At 41.5% G+C, this 15,991-nt stretch carries 15 protein-coding genes; 4 read left to right on the top strand and 11 right to left on the bottom strand.

The window, feature by feature from the left end; genetic code table 11:
• Positions 1-123: 123 nt before the first annotated feature.
• Together G574_RS0102410 and G574_RS0102405 are read right to left on the bottom strand one after the other, a co-directional pair.
• The gene (locus G574_RS0102410; RefSeq protein WP_029690809.1) at positions 124-1,041 is read right to left on the bottom strand and encodes an AEC family transporter; all 918 of its coding nucleotides are present in this window, start codon (positions 1,039-1,041) and stop codon (positions 124-126) included.
• Positions 1,042-1,407: 366 nt separating this feature from the next.
• Positions 1,408-2,373, bottom strand: coding sequence for a magnesium transporter CorA family protein (locus G574_RS0102405; protein ID WP_029690808.1), 966 nt, complete (start codon positions 2,371-2,373; stop codon positions 1,408-1,410).
• A gap of 114 nt (positions 2,374-2,487) precedes the next feature.
• Between G574_RS0102405 and G574_RS0102400 the strand changes: the two genes are divergently transcribed.
• The 4 genes from G574_RS0102400 to G574_RS0102385 are packed head-to-tail and all read left to right on the top strand — an operon-like array spanning position 2,488 to position 4,508.
• Positions 2,488-2,619 carry an SPJ_0845 family protein gene (locus G574_RS0102400; protein ID WP_029690807.1) on the top strand — a complete coding sequence of 44 codons (132 nt, stop codon included), beginning with the start codon at positions 2,488-2,490 and terminating at the stop codon, positions 2,617-2,619.
• Positions 2,594-2,782, top strand: coding sequence for a hypothetical protein (locus tag G574_RS0102395; RefSeq protein ID WP_029690806.1), 189 nt, complete (start codon positions 2,594-2,596; stop codon positions 2,780-2,782). The genes G574_RS0102400 and G574_RS0102395 overlap by 26 nt, the downstream gene beginning before the upstream one ends.
• Before the next feature lie 8 nt (positions 2,783-2,790).
• Positions 2,791-3,696 (top strand): permease, encoded by a 906-nt coding sequence (locus tag G574_RS0102390; RefSeq protein ID WP_029690805.1) that lies wholly within the window; start codon positions 2,791-2,793, stop codon positions 3,694-3,696.
• A complete protein-coding gene (locus tag G574_RS0102385; RefSeq protein WP_029690804.1) occupies positions 3,693-4,508 on the top strand; it encodes a TIGR03943 family putative permease subunit in 816 nt (271 codons plus the stop codon). Before G574_RS0102390 ends, G574_RS0102385 begins: the two co-directional genes overlap by 4 nt.
• 79 nt (positions 4,509-4,587) lie before the next feature.
• On the opposite strand, the gene ftsY is transcribed toward G574_RS0102385, so the two are convergent.
• The 9 genes from ftsY to G574_RS0102340 all read right to left on the bottom strand — a co-directional run.
• On the bottom strand, positions 4,588-6,225 hold the full coding sequence (gene ftsY, locus G574_RS0102380; RefSeq protein WP_029690803.1) for a signal recognition particle-docking protein FtsY: 1,638 nt from the start codon (positions 6,223-6,225) through the stop codon (positions 4,588-4,590).
• Position 6,226: 1 nt separating this feature from the next.
• Positions 6,227-7,048, bottom strand: coding sequence for a Cof-type HAD-IIB family hydrolase (locus G574_RS0102375; protein ID WP_029690802.1), 822 nt, complete (start codon positions 7,046-7,048; stop codon positions 6,227-6,229).
• Entirely contained in the window at positions 7,030-7,839 is an 810-nt protein-coding gene (locus tag G574_RS0102370) for a Cof-type HAD-IIB family hydrolase (RefSeq protein WP_245540392.1), read from the bottom strand. The genes G574_RS0102375 and G574_RS0102370 overlap by 19 nt, the downstream gene beginning before the upstream one ends.
• Positions 7,840-8,243: 404 nt before the next feature.
• Positions 8,244-11,798, bottom strand: a complete 3,555-nt coding sequence (smc, locus tag G574_RS0102365; RefSeq protein ID WP_029690800.1) for a chromosome segregation protein SMC — start codon at positions 11,796-11,798, stop codon at positions 8,244-8,246.
• Position 11,799: 1 nt separating this feature from the next.
• A complete protein-coding gene (rnc, locus tag G574_RS0102360; RefSeq protein ID WP_017769513.1) occupies positions 11,800-12,492 on the bottom strand; it encodes a ribonuclease III in 693 nt (230 codons plus the stop codon).
• 176 nt (positions 12,493-12,668) lie between these two features.
• The gene (locus tag G574_RS0102355; RefSeq protein ID WP_029690799.1) at positions 12,669-13,478 is read right to left on the bottom strand and encodes an MBL fold metallo-hydrolase; all 810 of its coding nucleotides are present in this window, start codon (positions 13,476-13,478) and stop codon (positions 12,669-12,671) included.
• A gap of 1 nt (position 13,479) precedes the next feature.
• On the bottom strand, positions 13,480-14,826 hold the full coding sequence (gene vicK / locus G574_RS0102350; protein WP_029690798.1) for a cell wall metabolism sensor histidine kinase VicK: 1,347 nt from the start codon (positions 14,824-14,826) through the stop codon (positions 13,480-13,482).
• Positions 14,819-15,526 (bottom strand): response regulator YycF, encoded by a 708-nt coding sequence (yycF, locus tag G574_RS0102345; protein ID WP_017769510.1) that lies wholly within the window; start codon positions 15,524-15,526, stop codon positions 14,819-14,821. Before yycF ends, vicK begins: the two co-directional genes overlap by 8 nt.
• Before the next feature lie 206 nt (positions 15,527-15,732).
• Positions 15,733-15,991, bottom strand: a 259-nt coding sequence (locus tag G574_RS0102340; protein ID WP_029690797.1) for an integrase core domain-containing protein, incomplete at its 5' end; no start/stop codon positions are given.

Genomic DNA, 15,991 nt, shown 5'->3' with positions numbered 1-15,991 from the left:
TAGTTACTTCTTCTATCACAAAACGCCTAGAATCTGACAAAACAGAGTTCTAGGCGTTTTTTAGCGGTAGTTAACAACACTTTGCAGACTTTGTATCTCCCAACATCTACGATATTGAGGCATTTAAGGGATCACTAGCATTGCTAAAGCAATAATAAGCGGAATCGTCAGCATGGACATGAGAGTTGTCAGGCTAATCATGGCTAAACTAAAGTGATAATCTTTCTGAAATTTTTTGGCAAATACCACCAGTAAGACTGCTCCTGGTGTCGCATGGGCAACAACCAAGGTCATGGCAACTAAATGATCAATCGTCATCGGTAATAGCCGCAACAAGATAATCACTATGATAGGAATGAAAAGTAAGCGAAAAAAGCAAACTTTGTAAAATTCCCATGTTCTTAGAAAACGAGATAACTGAGCCTCTGCCAAATAAGTACCTAATACAATCATGACCAGAGGTAAATTGATATTAGACGCTAGAGCGATTGACTGGTCGATAAAGTGAGGAAGGGAAAATGGCAATATATGAAGCAATATGCCTGCGACAATCGCCAGATTGTTTGGGTTGGTCAAAAGCTTGGTAAAACTTAGTTGAGATTCCCTACCAGCGATCAACGAAATACCATATGTCCAAACCAATACATTAACAACCGCAATAAAAACAGCCATGTAGACAACTGACTGAGCACCGTACAAACGATCAACAATCGGAATCCCAATAAAACCAGTATTACCAAAAACCATCGCGTACTGACTCAAATAGCTTTGAGGCGATACCAGTCGTGAAACAGCCATCATCAAGATAGTTGTTAGTAGTGCTAAAACCCCCATCACATAGACATTGGTGAGGGTATCTGGCGTGAACTCCATCTGTAATGATCGCATGATGAGAGCGGGAGTAACAAGGTAAATCACCAAGTCTGATATTTCCTGGATGGTTTGCTTCCCTAGAAAACCGCGTTTATGCGCCACAAATCCGATCGCCATCAGAAAAAACATGACCATAATTTGATTAAAAATAATGGCAACACTCGTCATTTTTCAGATCTCCTTTCCAATAGCAGCCAAAGTCAATACGCCTTTTCTAGCTTTAGGCTAGTCATTAATATCATGATCAAATTCAGGAAGCAGCTACTGTCTTAATCAGCTACTTATCCACTGTGAGCTTCCCAAACAATCTCTTTGCTTAAAAGCACTTGGGACCACCTAATAGCAGCATTTTCACGCAAATATACCTAATAAGCCAATCTTGATGAGTTACACAGACAGCTACCATAACCCAGACACTTATAGCTTTTCGCAGTTCTGAACTTAAGAACAAGAACTTCCATTTGTCATTATAAAGCAATCAAAAAAGACACTATAGTACTATACTAGCGTCTCTTGGTATTATCCTACGTCCTATTAACGTCTTTTGCTCTTAAAAGCCATACGAAAAAATTGCTTAAAACTCATCAAGAAGGACTGCCCCATCATATAGGTCAAAATTTTAGACATCACCATCCATAAAAACATAGACAATAAAATCACCAAAATCCAACCATAAGGACTATCGGTAAAGACCTTTGGGAGGGGAACGTTGATCCCAAAAAATCCCGTTACAATGCTAGGAATGGTCATCAAAAGAGAGACAATGGTCAACATGGTCATAGTATCGTTAAGGTCATTGTTTAGGATATTATTGTAGGTTGCTGTCAATTGCTCTAGAATTTCAGAAGTCAGCTTGGTCATCTCAACTAGCTGATTGGCTTCAACCAAGGCATCATCTAGTAGTTCTTTTTCCGATTCCGATAAGTGGAAATAAAGCGATTGGTTTTTTAACCGTTCAATGATCACAGCATTTTGCCGGCTGGCAGATAAGAGAAAGACATTCCCTGTTTCTATATCAGAGAGTGCCAGCAGGCCTTGCTTAGTCGTTTTAGCCCGCAATTGCTGATTAATCACCTGCCGCTCATGTGTCAGCTTTTCAATAACTGAGAAATACGGATTGGCAATTTCAATCAATCCTGAAAATAAAAAATCATAAAGGCTCATGTCACGATTATCCTCAGCGATGCCTTGCAACCGTCTCACAATATAATCAGTATCTTTGGTAGACATGCTAATCAAGCGATCGCCCTGGGCAATGAAGGTCAGAGGAATGGTTTGGAAACTATTGTCCTCCTTCGTTAACTTCAGAACATGGTAAATCAGAATCAATTGTCCAGTCTTGCGATTATACTCAACATGGGCCAATTCGTTTTTATCCAGAGCATAGGCGGCCACTTCAGGATCAATGCCAAAATCTAGTGCAATTTTTTCTGCATCTCTCACCTCATCAATATCAATGTCAATCCAACTAAAGGTTTGGAAATGTTCCCGTGTAATCATGCCTACCCTCATTTGTTTTTGCTTCTAGTATAACATGATCGTACTAAATTTTCTGTACCTTTCTTTTGAAAAAAAGTAGTATAATAAGACTGATTTTATATTTGGAGGTGCCTTATGGCGATTTCATACAAAAAAGATGATAAACTTGAAAGCATGTTTGCTAACTTTGCCAAACTACCGGATAATATGGATTCTGACCCTAAAAAAAGGAAAAAAGACGATGACAAAAAAGAAAAGGATAACTAATCCTGCTAAAATTGACCTGGGCTTTTATATGGTACTTGGTGGCTTTGGTGCCCTTTTAGCGGATAACCTACCATGGTTATTTGCCATTAATACCTTTATCATCACGGTAGTTGCTCTCTGCCTGGACAGTCTTTTCCATTATGCAAAGTCTTGGATCAAGTGAGGTTTCTCATGTCGTTTTTGAATCAACTCCCCGATAGCGTCTTGCAATGGATGGCCATTTTTATGTCCATCATCATCGAGGCGCTCCCTTTCGTTTTGGTTGGTGCTATTTTATCTGGTTTTATTGAGGTTTACCTGACTCCAGAAAAGGTCACACGCTACCTTCCTCAAAATAAACTCCTTCGTATTTTATTTGGCACCTTTATTGGTTTTATCTTTCCCTCCTGTGAGTGTGGAATTGTCCCCATTATCAATCGCTTGCTAGAAAAAAAGGTGCCTAGCTACACAGCCATCCCCTTTCTAGCGACAGCGCCGATCATCAATCCCATCGTTCTCTTTGCCACTTACTCTGCCTTTGGTAATTCTTGGAGATTCTTGATGTTACGCTTATTAGGTGCTTCCATTGTCGCTATCGCTTTGGGGATTATGTTAGGATTTGTGGTAGATAGTCAAATTATCAAAGCCAATGCTAAATCCAGTCATTTCCATGATTATAGCGGCTATCCTCTTGGAAAAAAAATCTTTTTGGCCTTATCACATGCCATCGATGAATTTTTTGATACCGGACGTTACCTAGTCTTTGGCACATTGATTGCTTCTGCTATGCAGATCTATTTGCCAACGCGAATGTTAACGGCAATTGGTGCCAATCCTCTCACTGCTATCTTAGTCATGATGCTCCTAGCCTTCATTCTTTCCTTATGCAGTGAGGCAGATGCCTTTATTGGAGCTTCCCTCCTTTCTACCTTTGGCATGGCCCCTGTCATGGCTTTTCTTCTGATTGGTCCCATGATTGACATCAAAAACCTGATGATGATGCTCGGACGCTTTAAAACCTCTTTTATTGTGCAGTTTGTCTCTGTATCGGCCATTATCATTACCCTCTATTGTCTTATTTTAGGAGCTTTCGCATGATTCGTTTTCTGATTTTAGCTGGCTACTTTGAGCTCAGCATGTATCTTTACTTATCCGGAAAATTAGACCAGTACATCAATACTCACTATTCTTATTTGGCTTTTATCGCCATGTTTTTATCCTTTATCTTAGCTCTTGTCCAATTGGTTATTTGGATGAAAAATCTCAAGATGCATTCTCATCTGTCAGGAAAATTAGCTAAACTCACCAGTCCTATGATCCTCGTTCTTCCTGTCATGATCGGCTTGCTAGTGCCTACCGTGACACTTGATTCGACAACTGTATCTGCCAAGGGCTATCATTTCCCAACAGCTGTCGGATCCGTTGGTCGGGGCGAATCTGACGATGGCACTAGGGTACAATATCTCAAGCCAGATACAAGCTTGTATTTCACCAAAAATGCTTATCGAAAAGAAATGCAGAAAGAACTAACTGCTTATCAGAATCTCGATACCATCCATATCACAACTAAAAATTATATGGAAATCATGGAGCTCATCTATCTCTACCCCGATGTCTTTTCTGGAAAGCGCATTTCCTACACCGGCTTTGTTTATAACGAGCCTGACCACGAAGGTTACCAATACCTCTTTCGCTTTGGGGTTATCCACTGTATCGCTGATTCTGGTGTCTACGGTTTATCCACTACGGGAAATACCCAATCGTATGACAACAACACCTGGGTTCAAGTGACAGGAAACATTGACACAGAATATAACAGTCAGTTGGAACAGACATTGCCAGTTCTGCATATTGAAGATAGTCAAGAGGTTTCCGAACCTGATAATCCGTATGTCTATCGTGTGTTTTAAACCCATTTCTCAATAGAACCAATCATAACAAAACCCCTCATTGCCTGTCATTCAGTCATGCAATGAGGGGTTTTACTATTTAAATCAATCCTTCTAAAAGACCTTGCATAAAATCTTCAGAATTAAATTGTCCGATATCATCGATTTTTTCACCAAACCCGATTAATTTGACAGGAATATCGAGTTCTTGACGAATAGCCAGGACGACGCCACCCTTGGCGGTCCCATCAATTTTAGTCAGAACCAGACCTGTCAATGGGGTTATTTTCGAAAATTCCTTAGCTTGGCTAAGCGCATTCTGTCCTGTTGAAGCGTCTAATGCTAGAAGCGTTTCATGTGGGGCATCTGGTAGGACTCGCTTGATAATCCGACCAATTTTTTCTAGTTCTTTCATCAGATTTTCTTTGTTTTGCAAACGGCCTGCGGTATCAATCATCAAGACATCAACCCCTTCAGCAACAGCCTTTTCCAAACCGTCAAAAACGACCGAAGCAGGATCTGCTTTTTCAGGACCAGTAATAACAGGTACATCCACGCGACGTCCCCATTCAACCAATTGCGCTACTGCACCAGCTCGGAAGGTATCAGCTGCAACCAACATGACCTTTTTGCCTTGATTTTTATACTGATAAGCCAGTTTCCCAATCGAAGTCGTTTTCCCTACACCATTGACTCCAACAAAAAGCATCACGGTTAGGTCATCTTGGAAATTAATTTGTTCCTTATAAACATCATCTTTTTCGTAGATGTCTACCAACTTTTCAATGATGACGCGTCGCAAATCTTCTGGTTTTTTGGCCTTCTCAAGACGGGCTTCGTGTCGCAAGTCTTCTGTTAGTTGTGTTGCCACCGTTACACCAACATCAGATAAGATCAACAGTTCTTCTAGCTCTTCAAAGAATTCCTCATCAACCTTACGGAAATTAGCGAAAAATTCATTCAGACGGGCTGCAAATCCTGTTCGCGTTTTTTTCAGGCTACGGTTGTACTTTTCCTCTGTTGTTTCCTGCTCTGCTGTCACTTCAGTAGGAGTTGATGTCTCCACTGACGCTGGAGCTGTCCGGGTAGATATAGCTTCAAGTTCATAGGTTTCACCACGTTCAGCAGCTTCTGCGACAGCTGCTTTTTTAGCGTAATAATCTGCCATAATGGCTTCAAAGTGCGCATCATTGGAGACTGGATTGGCTTGGCTAGCTTCTTCTGAAAGAGACATTTCTGACGCACTCTGGCTATCTAGTTGTTCAGAAGTGATTGCTGCAGATAGCGACTCTGTCTCATCATCCTTGTCCAAGGAAATATCAAACCTATCCTTCCAATCAATATTAGGATCAGCCTCAAATTTAGTGACTTTGACTTCCTCAGGTTCATGCTTCATATCCTGATCGTCTGCAACTGTCTCATCAGAAAAGTCAAAACTGTCCTTCCAGTCAACAGCACTTTGACTATGACTAGTCAGATCTGACGACAGCTCACTGTCTTTCTCAACGGTGACGCCTTCAAATGAGGCATGCTGATCAGAAAAACTCTCCTCCTCAGGAATAGCAGTTGCTAAAATTTCCTCTTCAGGCCTTGGTGTCTGACTATCTGATGATTCAGCAACTTCCTCTTCCGAAGTTTGACTAAGTGCATCAGCTACATCTCGCTTTGAAGCTGTCAGATAGTCTTGTTCCTTGTCCTGCTCATCTTTTTTTCCAAATAATCGATCAAATAATCCCATTCTAATCCTCGCTTAACACATACTTTTCAATCGCTTCTGCAACACCTGAGTGATTGTTATCACGGCTAGTTATCCCATTAGCTAGCTCTTTAACTGCCGGAATGGCATTTTGCATGGCAATACCCAAGCCTGCCCATTCGATCATGCTTAAATCATTTTCTTCATCACCGATAGCCATCACAGACTCACGAGGCAACTCCAAAATCTCACACAAATGCGCTAATCCCGCTGCTTTATGAACACCTTTAGGCATGATTTCAAAGATGATTTCACGCGATTTAAAGGCCTCAAAATGCTCAAAAACTCTAGCTGGTAGCTCTGCTATCTTCTGATCTAAAAAGTCTCTATCGGCAACAATGACAATTTTATTGTAGATGATATCTGTTGGCAATTCAGACAGGCTAGCTAACGTTTTAAAAGTCAATAAGGGATTGGCTTCAGGATATCTGGATACACGGTCTTTAGCAGGTAAACTATAGACACAACCATCACTTAAAATATCCACAGGTAATCCCTTGGCACCTAAAAGTTCACAGAGTTCTACCACTTGTTCCCGGCTTAAGGTCGTCTGGGCAAGATCATGACCATCGTTACGTTGGATCAAACCACCATTAAAGGTAAGGCTATAATCCTCAGAAGTGTCCAAACACAGTTCTGCCAACAGATTACCGATGGCCCTCAGAGGACGACCAGTGGTGATCACCACTTTCACCCCCAGATTTCTGGCTTTTTGAATAGCTAGACGATTAGCCTCCGAAACAGTCTTGCCATCATCGAAAAGGGTGTTATCCAAATCAAGCGCTACTAATCTGATTCTTGACATGCTGCCACCAAACCTTCCAAATAATCTAAGACCGATTCTTGACTATTGTCTGCAATAAGCTCATCTGCTATAGCCTTTGCCTTATCAACACCATTAGCGGGAACAATGGCTCTTCCCGCATAAGCAAGCATTTCCAAATCATTATAATTATCACCAAAAGCAAGCACATTTTTCGCTGGAATACCATATTGCTCGCAAAGGCTATCCAAACCTGTCGCCTTATCATAAGCTCTTGGGATGATATCAATGCCATCAAAACCTGTGACAACCGCCTGAAAATCCGTTAATTTTTGATTTAACTGTCTTGTGAAGGCATGTGCTTTATCGTATTGGAATTTTGTAGAAACCTTTAAAATCTTATCAGTCACCCTTTTGATATCAACGACTTGGACATTCGCATAATAGTGGCGAGCACTTTTGAGATAGTCTGGCGTACTCGATTGTGGAACGTAGGCGCCATTTTTCCCTGACAAAAGGTAACCCTTGCAATCTGGATTGTTTTCCAACTCTGCTACAATCGCTAAATAATCCGCCGTTGCCATCTGCGCTTCAAAGATGAGGTTGCCCTCATCTTCCACAATACAACCATTTTCAGCTATAAAAGCCATTTGTGTCTCGAAATCTTTGAACAAGGTTTTCAAGGTTAGCAAAGACCTACCACTAGCCGCTACAAAACGATAACCTGCATCAGTTAGTTGGGGCAAAAGTTTGGCAAGACGCTCCTGATCATAAGTGCCATCAGGCCTCAAAAAAGTACCATCCATGTCTGTTGCAATAATTTTGGTAAACAAAAGCCCCTCCAAATGAATCCCTATCTCCTATATAGCACATGCACATTCAAATACTTGCTTAATCTACGTACTCCTTATTGTACCAAAAAATACGCTTTCATGGAAACATTAGGAAAATCAAAAACAGATATAAAAGATGTGTACTTTAAACGGTCCCAATAATACCAACCTTTTCATAGTGACTAGCCTTAATTCAATATTTCCTTCTTCTCTACAGTAAAGCATTTGCCCCAATAGAGGAAAAGAGAGGAGACAACCCTCGTCTCCTCTCTTGCTTATCTATAAGTCACCCACTACAGTTGACAAAGAGCCACAAAAAGTAGCTTAATACAATAGACCAGTGACCTCCTTTGGAGTCAACAAGAGCTGATACCATCTGAAAGCATCTTTTCTGGCCTATGCTTCTAAGTGACACCTTTGAAATTTTCAGCATCTTTCAGTCTAACTGACAAGACTTGAGAAACCCCCGATTCTTGCATGGTAACCCCATAAATGCTATCAGCCGCTGCCATGGTCCCTTTCCGGTGCGTCACAACAATGAACTGACTCGACTTATCAAAGCGATTAAGGTAATCACCAAAGCGTTTGACATTAGCCTCATCTAAAGCCGCTTCGACCTCATCCAAAATCACGAAGGGGATGGTTTTGACACGAATAATGGCAAATAAGAGAGCTAGAGCCGACAAGGCCTTTTCCCCACCAGACATCAAGTTTAAAGATTGGATTTTTTTTCCAGGTGGCTGTACAGAAATGTCAACACCAGCAGACAACAAGTCTCCCGTCGTCAAAATCAAATCAGCTGAACCTCCACCAAACATCTGTGTAAAGGTTTCCTTAAAAGAAACACGAATCGCCTCAAACGTTGTTTGAAAACGTGACGTGACTTCCTGATTCATATCAGTAATGGTTTCCAGAAGCAAGGTCTTTGCCTTATCCAAATCTGCTTTTTGCCCGCTTAAGAAATCAAGCCGTTGAGCTACTTCTTCGTGCTGTTCAATAGCCACTAAGTTAACAGGACCGAGTGCTTTAATAGCTTTTAACAAGTCTTTTAAAGCCTGCTTGGCAGGACCTACCTGATCTTCTTCAAGTACCTCACAAGCTGTCGTAGCCTGTCCAAAACTTAATTGATAACTCTCAGCCAACTCCTGTCCCAACTGTTGCAAACTCTGTTTCAACTGCTTGGCTCTGGTTTCTAACTGTGCTTGACGTCGAATATACTCTTCATTTTGCGTTCCTAAGGCATGAAGCTGATCTGCCGCTTCTTCTGCCTGAGCTTCTAAATCTTCAATTTCAAATCGCAGGCGAATATGTTCTTCCTCACTTTGCATTTTACGTGTTTGAGAAGCTTCCAGCTGGTTTTTCCATTCTGGGATTTGAGACACGTCTACCGACTCCCCGTGAGTCGACAAAGCCATCCGTAATTGCTCCTGATCCTGCTTAACCCGATCCATTTCTTGACTCAGTTTGTCCTGATCACGCTTCAAGAAATGTTCTCGACCTTCCAGCTCACGCTCAGATAATTTAGTATCGGATAAGACCTGTGTCAATTCCTGACGTTTATCCTCAATGCTGTCCTTATCATTTTTGATAGCCTCGATAGAGCGAGTGATCTCCTCTTTCTGCTGACCAATTTCCAACAGACGCTGTGACAGATTTTCCTTTGTCGCAGTCACATCCGTCAATTCTTGGTGACCCTCGTTAGCTACCTTGACATCATAAAGACGACTGATTTCAGCCAGTTGCTCTGATGCCTGTTGATAAGCCAAGTCCGTCCTTTGCTCCAACAGTCGGGCATCTTCTCCCTCTTGTTTCAAGTTGTCGCACTGTTCACGAGCCTGATCAAAATCTGCTTTAAGCAGAGCAAGTGCTGTTTCTTGCTCCTTTATCAGCTGCTCATCTGATGCAATGGCCTTCTGCAACTGTTCCAGCTCAACATTCACAAAGGTCGTATTTTTTTGACGATTAGCACCACCCGAGTAAGATCCCCCAGGCCTCAATTCGGTACCATCTAATGTTACCAAACGCACTTGATAATTAACCAAACGCGCAGCGCGATTAGCATGATCAATAGTGTCAAAAATAACGGTTAAGCCGAGTAAATTTTCCATAATATGGCTTAAGTCTGGTTCAAAGCTAGCTAACTCACTAGCGACACCTAAAAAACCTTCTTGTGTCTTTAAGGACTGTAACAAATGAGATTTTAAAGCACGTGGCTTGATAGTCGTCAAAGGCAAGAAGGTCGCCCTACCTAAACGCTTGCTTTTCAAGAGCTGGATAGCTGATTTAGCAGTCGCCTCGTCAGTCACAATCACATGCTGTGCACTGGCTCCTAGAGCGATCTCCATGGCCGTTTGATGCTCGAGGTCAAAGGAGAGATGTTCACTTACCGCACCAATAACACCGCCACCTAGCTGATTACGATTTTGCAGAACTGCCTTAACTCCAGCATAAAACTGACTATGATTCTTTTGGATAGCTTCCAAACTAGCTTGTCGCGCTTTTAAACTTTTCAGGTGATCATACTGGTCAAATAGTTGTGTTTGTTTATCCTGAAAGGCCTTTTCAGATAACTGCAACTTCCTATAGGCTTTTTGATAGTCATCCAAGAGGTGCTTCACACCAGCTTTAGCCTCCTCAAATGCTTCGAGCGCTTCCTTAGCAGACGCTAACATGGCTGCTTTTTTAGAAGTTAATTCCCTTAGCTCTTCCTGAGCTTGTTCCACTTCACGCTCGGCTTGTGTCAAGCGGTTTTCGATTGTGGTCAATTGGTTGGTAAGATCAGCTTCCTCAGACATCAAACCAACAAACTGTTCTCTCAACTGTTCCATAATATGGTCCGGCGATTGGGCAAACTGACTTAACTGTTTTTCCAAATCCTTGACAGCCGCTTGTTTACTAGTTATAGCCCGGTGCACCTGATCCAACTGACTAATCAAATGCTCATGTTCTGTCCGCAGATTCTCGAGACGGTCATCATTTTGTTCGATACGCTCTTGGAGATCTGCTTTCTTTTCTTGAGACTGCGATTCTTGTAGGATTCCAACTTGGATTTTCTTTTCCAAGTCAGCAATCAAACTGGTCAAGGAAACAATATCATCCTGACACCGCTGAGCCTTTTGAAGAAACTGATGCCGACGCATTTTCAGATCTTGATTATGCTCTTCCAAATCTTGACGCTGTTGATAGTAGGCTTCTAGTTCCTCCTGGGTCTGCTCCAATTGTGCTTCAAGATCTTCCAAATCAGCTTTGCCAGCAGCAATATCATGAACCAAGACACGAAGTTGCAAATCCTTACGCTCCCCATCCAACTGCAAGAATTGCTTTGCAGTCTCAGCTTGTTTGGCTAGGGGCCGAATCTGCTGTTCCAACTCGTAGATGATATCTTCTAAGCGGTCCAAGTTGTCCTGGGTCTGGTTAAGTTTGGTTTCGGTCTCTTTCTTTCGTGTTTTGTATTTTAAAACACCCGCAGCTTCTTCAAATATGGCCCGACGTTCCTCAGGTTTACTGTTGAAGATCGCCTCGACTCGGCCCTGTGAAATGATGGAAAAGGAATCTCTTCCTAGACCTGTATCCATAAACAAATCATGGATGTCGCGCAAACGAACTTTTTTACCCTCGATCAGATAATCACTATCACCATTACGGTAGATGTGTCGCTCTACAGAAAGTTGCTCTGGAGCATTTTTGATAAAACCGTCACTATTATCCAAGGTAACACGTACTTGCGCATAGTTCAATGGCCGTCTAGTTTCGGTTCCCGCAAAAATGACATCGGGCATCTTTCCTCCACGAAGACTCTTAGCTGATGATTCACCTAAAGCCCAGCGAAGGCTTTCAGTGATGTTAGATTTGCCCGAGCCATTAGGGCCTACAACAGCTGTGACCCCTTTATCAAAGGTAATTTTAGTCTTATCTGCAAACGATTTGAACCCTTGAATTTCGATTTCTTTTAAAAACATCTTAGACCTCGTCGATTGGGCCGAGGGCTTTTTTAGCAGCTTCTTGCTCTGCCATTTTCTTAGAGCGTCCTTGACCTGAACTTAGCACGACACCATTGGCTGTCACTTGCACTTTAAAACGTTTGGCATGGGCAGGGCCCTCCTCGCTGATAACTTGATAGCGAATGCTGATATCACCATCCACCTGTAACTTTTCTTGCAAGGCTGTCTTATAGTCCTTAACCTGCTCAAACTGGCCTTTTTCAACCTTAGGAATCATTACTAACTGTAAAAAACTTCTGACCGCATCAACTCCCTTATCCAAAAGCAGAGCGCCCAAAAAAGCTTCAAAAAGATCTCCAAGAATGGTATCGCGATTTCTGCCACCAGACTTCTCTTCACCTTTTCCTAATTTGATGAAGGCATCAAAACCGCAATCTTTTGAAAAACCTGCCAAACTCTCTTCCCGAACAATCATCGAACGCAATTTAGATAAGTCTCCTTCTGGTTTTTCAGGGAAAGAACGGTATAGATATTCTGAGATCAATAATTGCAGAACGGCGTCTCCTAAAAATTCCAAACGCTCATTGTGTGAAATATTTAGGAGGCGATGCTCATTTGCATATGAGGTGTGCGTAAATGCGGTATCGAGTAAACTGCAATCTGAAAACTCTATCGCGTAGTCATTTTTTAATTTTTCTTTTAAGGCTTCCATACTTAACTCCTTTACAAAAAACCTAATCAAATCTAATAACGTCTCTAGTTGCCGTCACTGGATCACTTTTTATAATTCTTCTCATTATATCAAAAAAGCCTAGCTTATTATACTAGACTTTGTCATATATATAGAAAACATATTAAAATCTTGACATTCTCTTAATACCATCACAGCTAAATATCAACCAAAGGTGTTGCTGTATCCGGAGAAGTATCCAAAACTTTAAAATCATGATTAACACCAAGTCCTGCCTGCATTAACTGCGTTTCCATGGTCATATGGGCTAGTTCTTTGATATTATTTTCCTTGCTCAAATGCCCTAGATAGATCTTTTTGGTCCGATTTCCCAGTGTGTCAATCATGGCCTGAGCACCCGCTTCATTAGATAAATGTCCAAAATCAGAAAGAATGCGTTGCTTGGTTTTCCAAGGATAGGAGCCTGCCCTTAAAATGTCAATGTCATGGTTAGACTCAATGAGATAAGCATCCGCATTTTCAACAATGCCAGCCATACGGTCGCTAACATAGCCGGTATCCGTGAGCATGACAAAACACTTGCCATCTTTCATAAAACGGTAAAACTGAGGGTCCACAGCATCGTGACTAACACCAAATGATTCGATATCAATATCACCAAAAGTAAGCATTTTTTCTCGCGAAAAGATATGCTTTTGGCTACTATCAACCTTCCCTAACATATTGCGGGCATCCATAACTTCCCAGGTTTTTTCATTGGCATAGAGATCCAGATGGTATTTTCGTGCTAAAACACCGACACCCTTGATATGATCGGAATGCTCGTGTGTGATTAAAATCGCATCCAAATCCTCTGGACGCCTATCAATTTCAGCTAAAAGACTGGTTATCTTCTTACCAGTCAACCCGGCATCAACCAACAAACGTTTTTGTGGAGTTTCTAAGTAGAAAGCATTCCCTGTAGAGCCCGAAGCTAAAATACTGTATTTAAATCCTGCTTTTGTCACCTTAGTTGTCTGACTCCTCCCACTCTTCATCAACTTCTAGAATATTTTTCTCATACGGCAATACGATGGTAAAAGTTGACCCTTTGCCATAATCACTTTTAGCCCAAATAAAACCATTATGTTGTTTAATAATTTCTTTGGCAATCGACAAGCCAAGTCCCGAACCACCCTGTGCCCGACTTCTGGCCTTATCCACCCGATAAAAACGATCAAAGATCAATGGCAGATCTTTTTTAGGAATACCTAAACCTTGGTCAGAAATTGAGATAATCAACTGCGTTTCTGTCGTCCGCATGCTAACGATGATTTCACCACCATCTGGTGAATACTTAATCGCATTATTAATGATGTTATCAATAACCTGGGTCATCTTATCATTATCAATCTCAATCCAAATCGGAACCAGTGGATAGTTGCGGATAATTTCGTAGGATTTCCCCGCCTGCGTGTTTTGAAGTTTGATTTGATCAAAACGGTTCAAGATATAGGTAATAAAGGCTGTAAAGTTAGTCAACTCAACTTCAATGTGGCTATTGTCATTATCAATCCTTGATAGCGACAAGAGGTCTGTGATCATACGCATCATGCGATTGGTTTCGTCAAGTGATACTTTGATAAATCCCGGAGCCACGGACTCCTTTAAAGCCCCCTCATCAAGCGCTTCAAGATAAGACTTTACGGAGGTCAAGGGCGTTCTCAATTCATGACTCACATTCGAAACAAAGAGACGGCGTTCGCGTTCTTCTTTTTCCTGTTCCGTTGTATCATGTAAAACGGCTACCAGACCTGAAATAAAACCACTTTCTCTTTTGATTAGGGCAAAATTAATCCTTAAAACGGTAAATTCCCCAAATTCATCCACGCGATTTAGGGTCACCTCTGGTGTTTTTGTAATCAAATCATGATAAGTATAGGATGTCTCTTCTAAGATAGTCATGATATTCAACTGAACATCACCCGCTTCTGGTAAATTGAGCTGCTGCCGGGCCATCTCATTAATCATAATGATGTTACCCCTGCGATCAGTGGCCAAGACACCATCACTCATATAGGAGAGGATGCTGGAAAGCCTGTTCTTTTCTTGCTCTAGATTTTCATGAGTAAGACGAAAGACCTCTGACAAATCATTCAGATGTTGGGCCAAGATTCGAATTTCAGATGAGCCTCTGGTTACTTGATTAATAGCATACTCACCAGAAATGAGATCCCGAACCTGATCAATGAGCAACTGGGTACGTTTGCCATTTAAGGCTTCACGGACAATCAAAAAAACAAAAATCAGGACTAATACAGACATCAGTCCCGCAATAATCAGATCGCGAAATGTAAATATAAGGTTATCAGTCATGAGCTTTCATAAAGTAGCCTACGCCACGGCGAGTTAGGATGTATTCTGGACGGCTTGGTGTGGTCTCAATTTTTTCACGCAAGCGACGGATAGTGACATCAACTGTACGGACATCACCGAAGTAGTCATAACCCCACACCGTCTCAAGCAAATGCTCGCGCGTCATAACCTGTCCAATGTGTTGCGCCAAATGATAGAGCAACTCAAACTCACGATGCGTCAACTCCACTTCTTCGCCATTCTTTTTAGCAATAAAGGCTTCAGGAACAATCTGTAAATTCCCAATTTCAATTTCAGATGACGACGCTTGAAGAGACTCCTCAGCAACACTTTCAATCGTCTCTACGCGACGCAACTGGGCTTTAACGCGTGCAAGAAGCTCACGATTTGAGAAAGGTTTGGTCATGTAATCATCTGCCCCGATCTCTAAACCGATAACTTTATCAAACTCAGAGTCCTTAGCAGACAACATGATAATCGGAGTATGACTCGTTTTACGAATTTCTTTAGCAACTTCAAGGCCATCAATTCCTGGTAACATCAAGTCCAAGATCACTAAATCTGGTTTGACATCTTCAAACTGCTGAACAGCCTCATGGCCGTCAAAAGCAGTCACAATAGTATAGCCTTCCTTACTGAGATTGAATTTTATAATATCTGAGATGGGTTTTTCATCATCAACCACAAGAATTGTTTTCATATTAGATACCTACCTTTTTTCTGATTATATCAGATTATTGAGTAAATGAAAAACATTGACTATAGCGACAAACGGTGACAGAACTGACAAGAAGCCAAACAGGCAGAGAGGTACAAATAATTTTCAGAATATTTTAAACACTGTACCTTTGTCAATGATGTGAGACCTAAAATGTTATTTTGAAGTCTTCCATTTGTTAAGCTTTACTAGGAGCTAGCTCCTAGTAAAGCTTTTCTGATATCGATAGGAGATTTCCAGCCTAAAGTCTGCATAGGGAGTCGATTGGAACGGTACAGATAGATTTTCATCTGCTTGATTAGATCGTCATAGGAATAGAAGGTCAAGTGCTGGTAGAAACGTCGATTGCCATTTCGATGACTGCGCTCTACCTTTCCATTATGCCTTGGTGTTCGAGGGCGAATCAACTTGTGCTCAGTACCAAGTTCCTGACAAAGTAAGTCTAGT

The organism is Streptococcus hyovaginalis DSM 12219, from assembly GCF_000420785.1.
Lineage (GTDB): Bacteria > Bacillota > Bacilli > Lactobacillales > Streptococcaceae > Streptococcus > Streptococcus hyovaginalis.
This window is presented reverse-complemented; position numbering and strand designations above follow the sequence as displayed.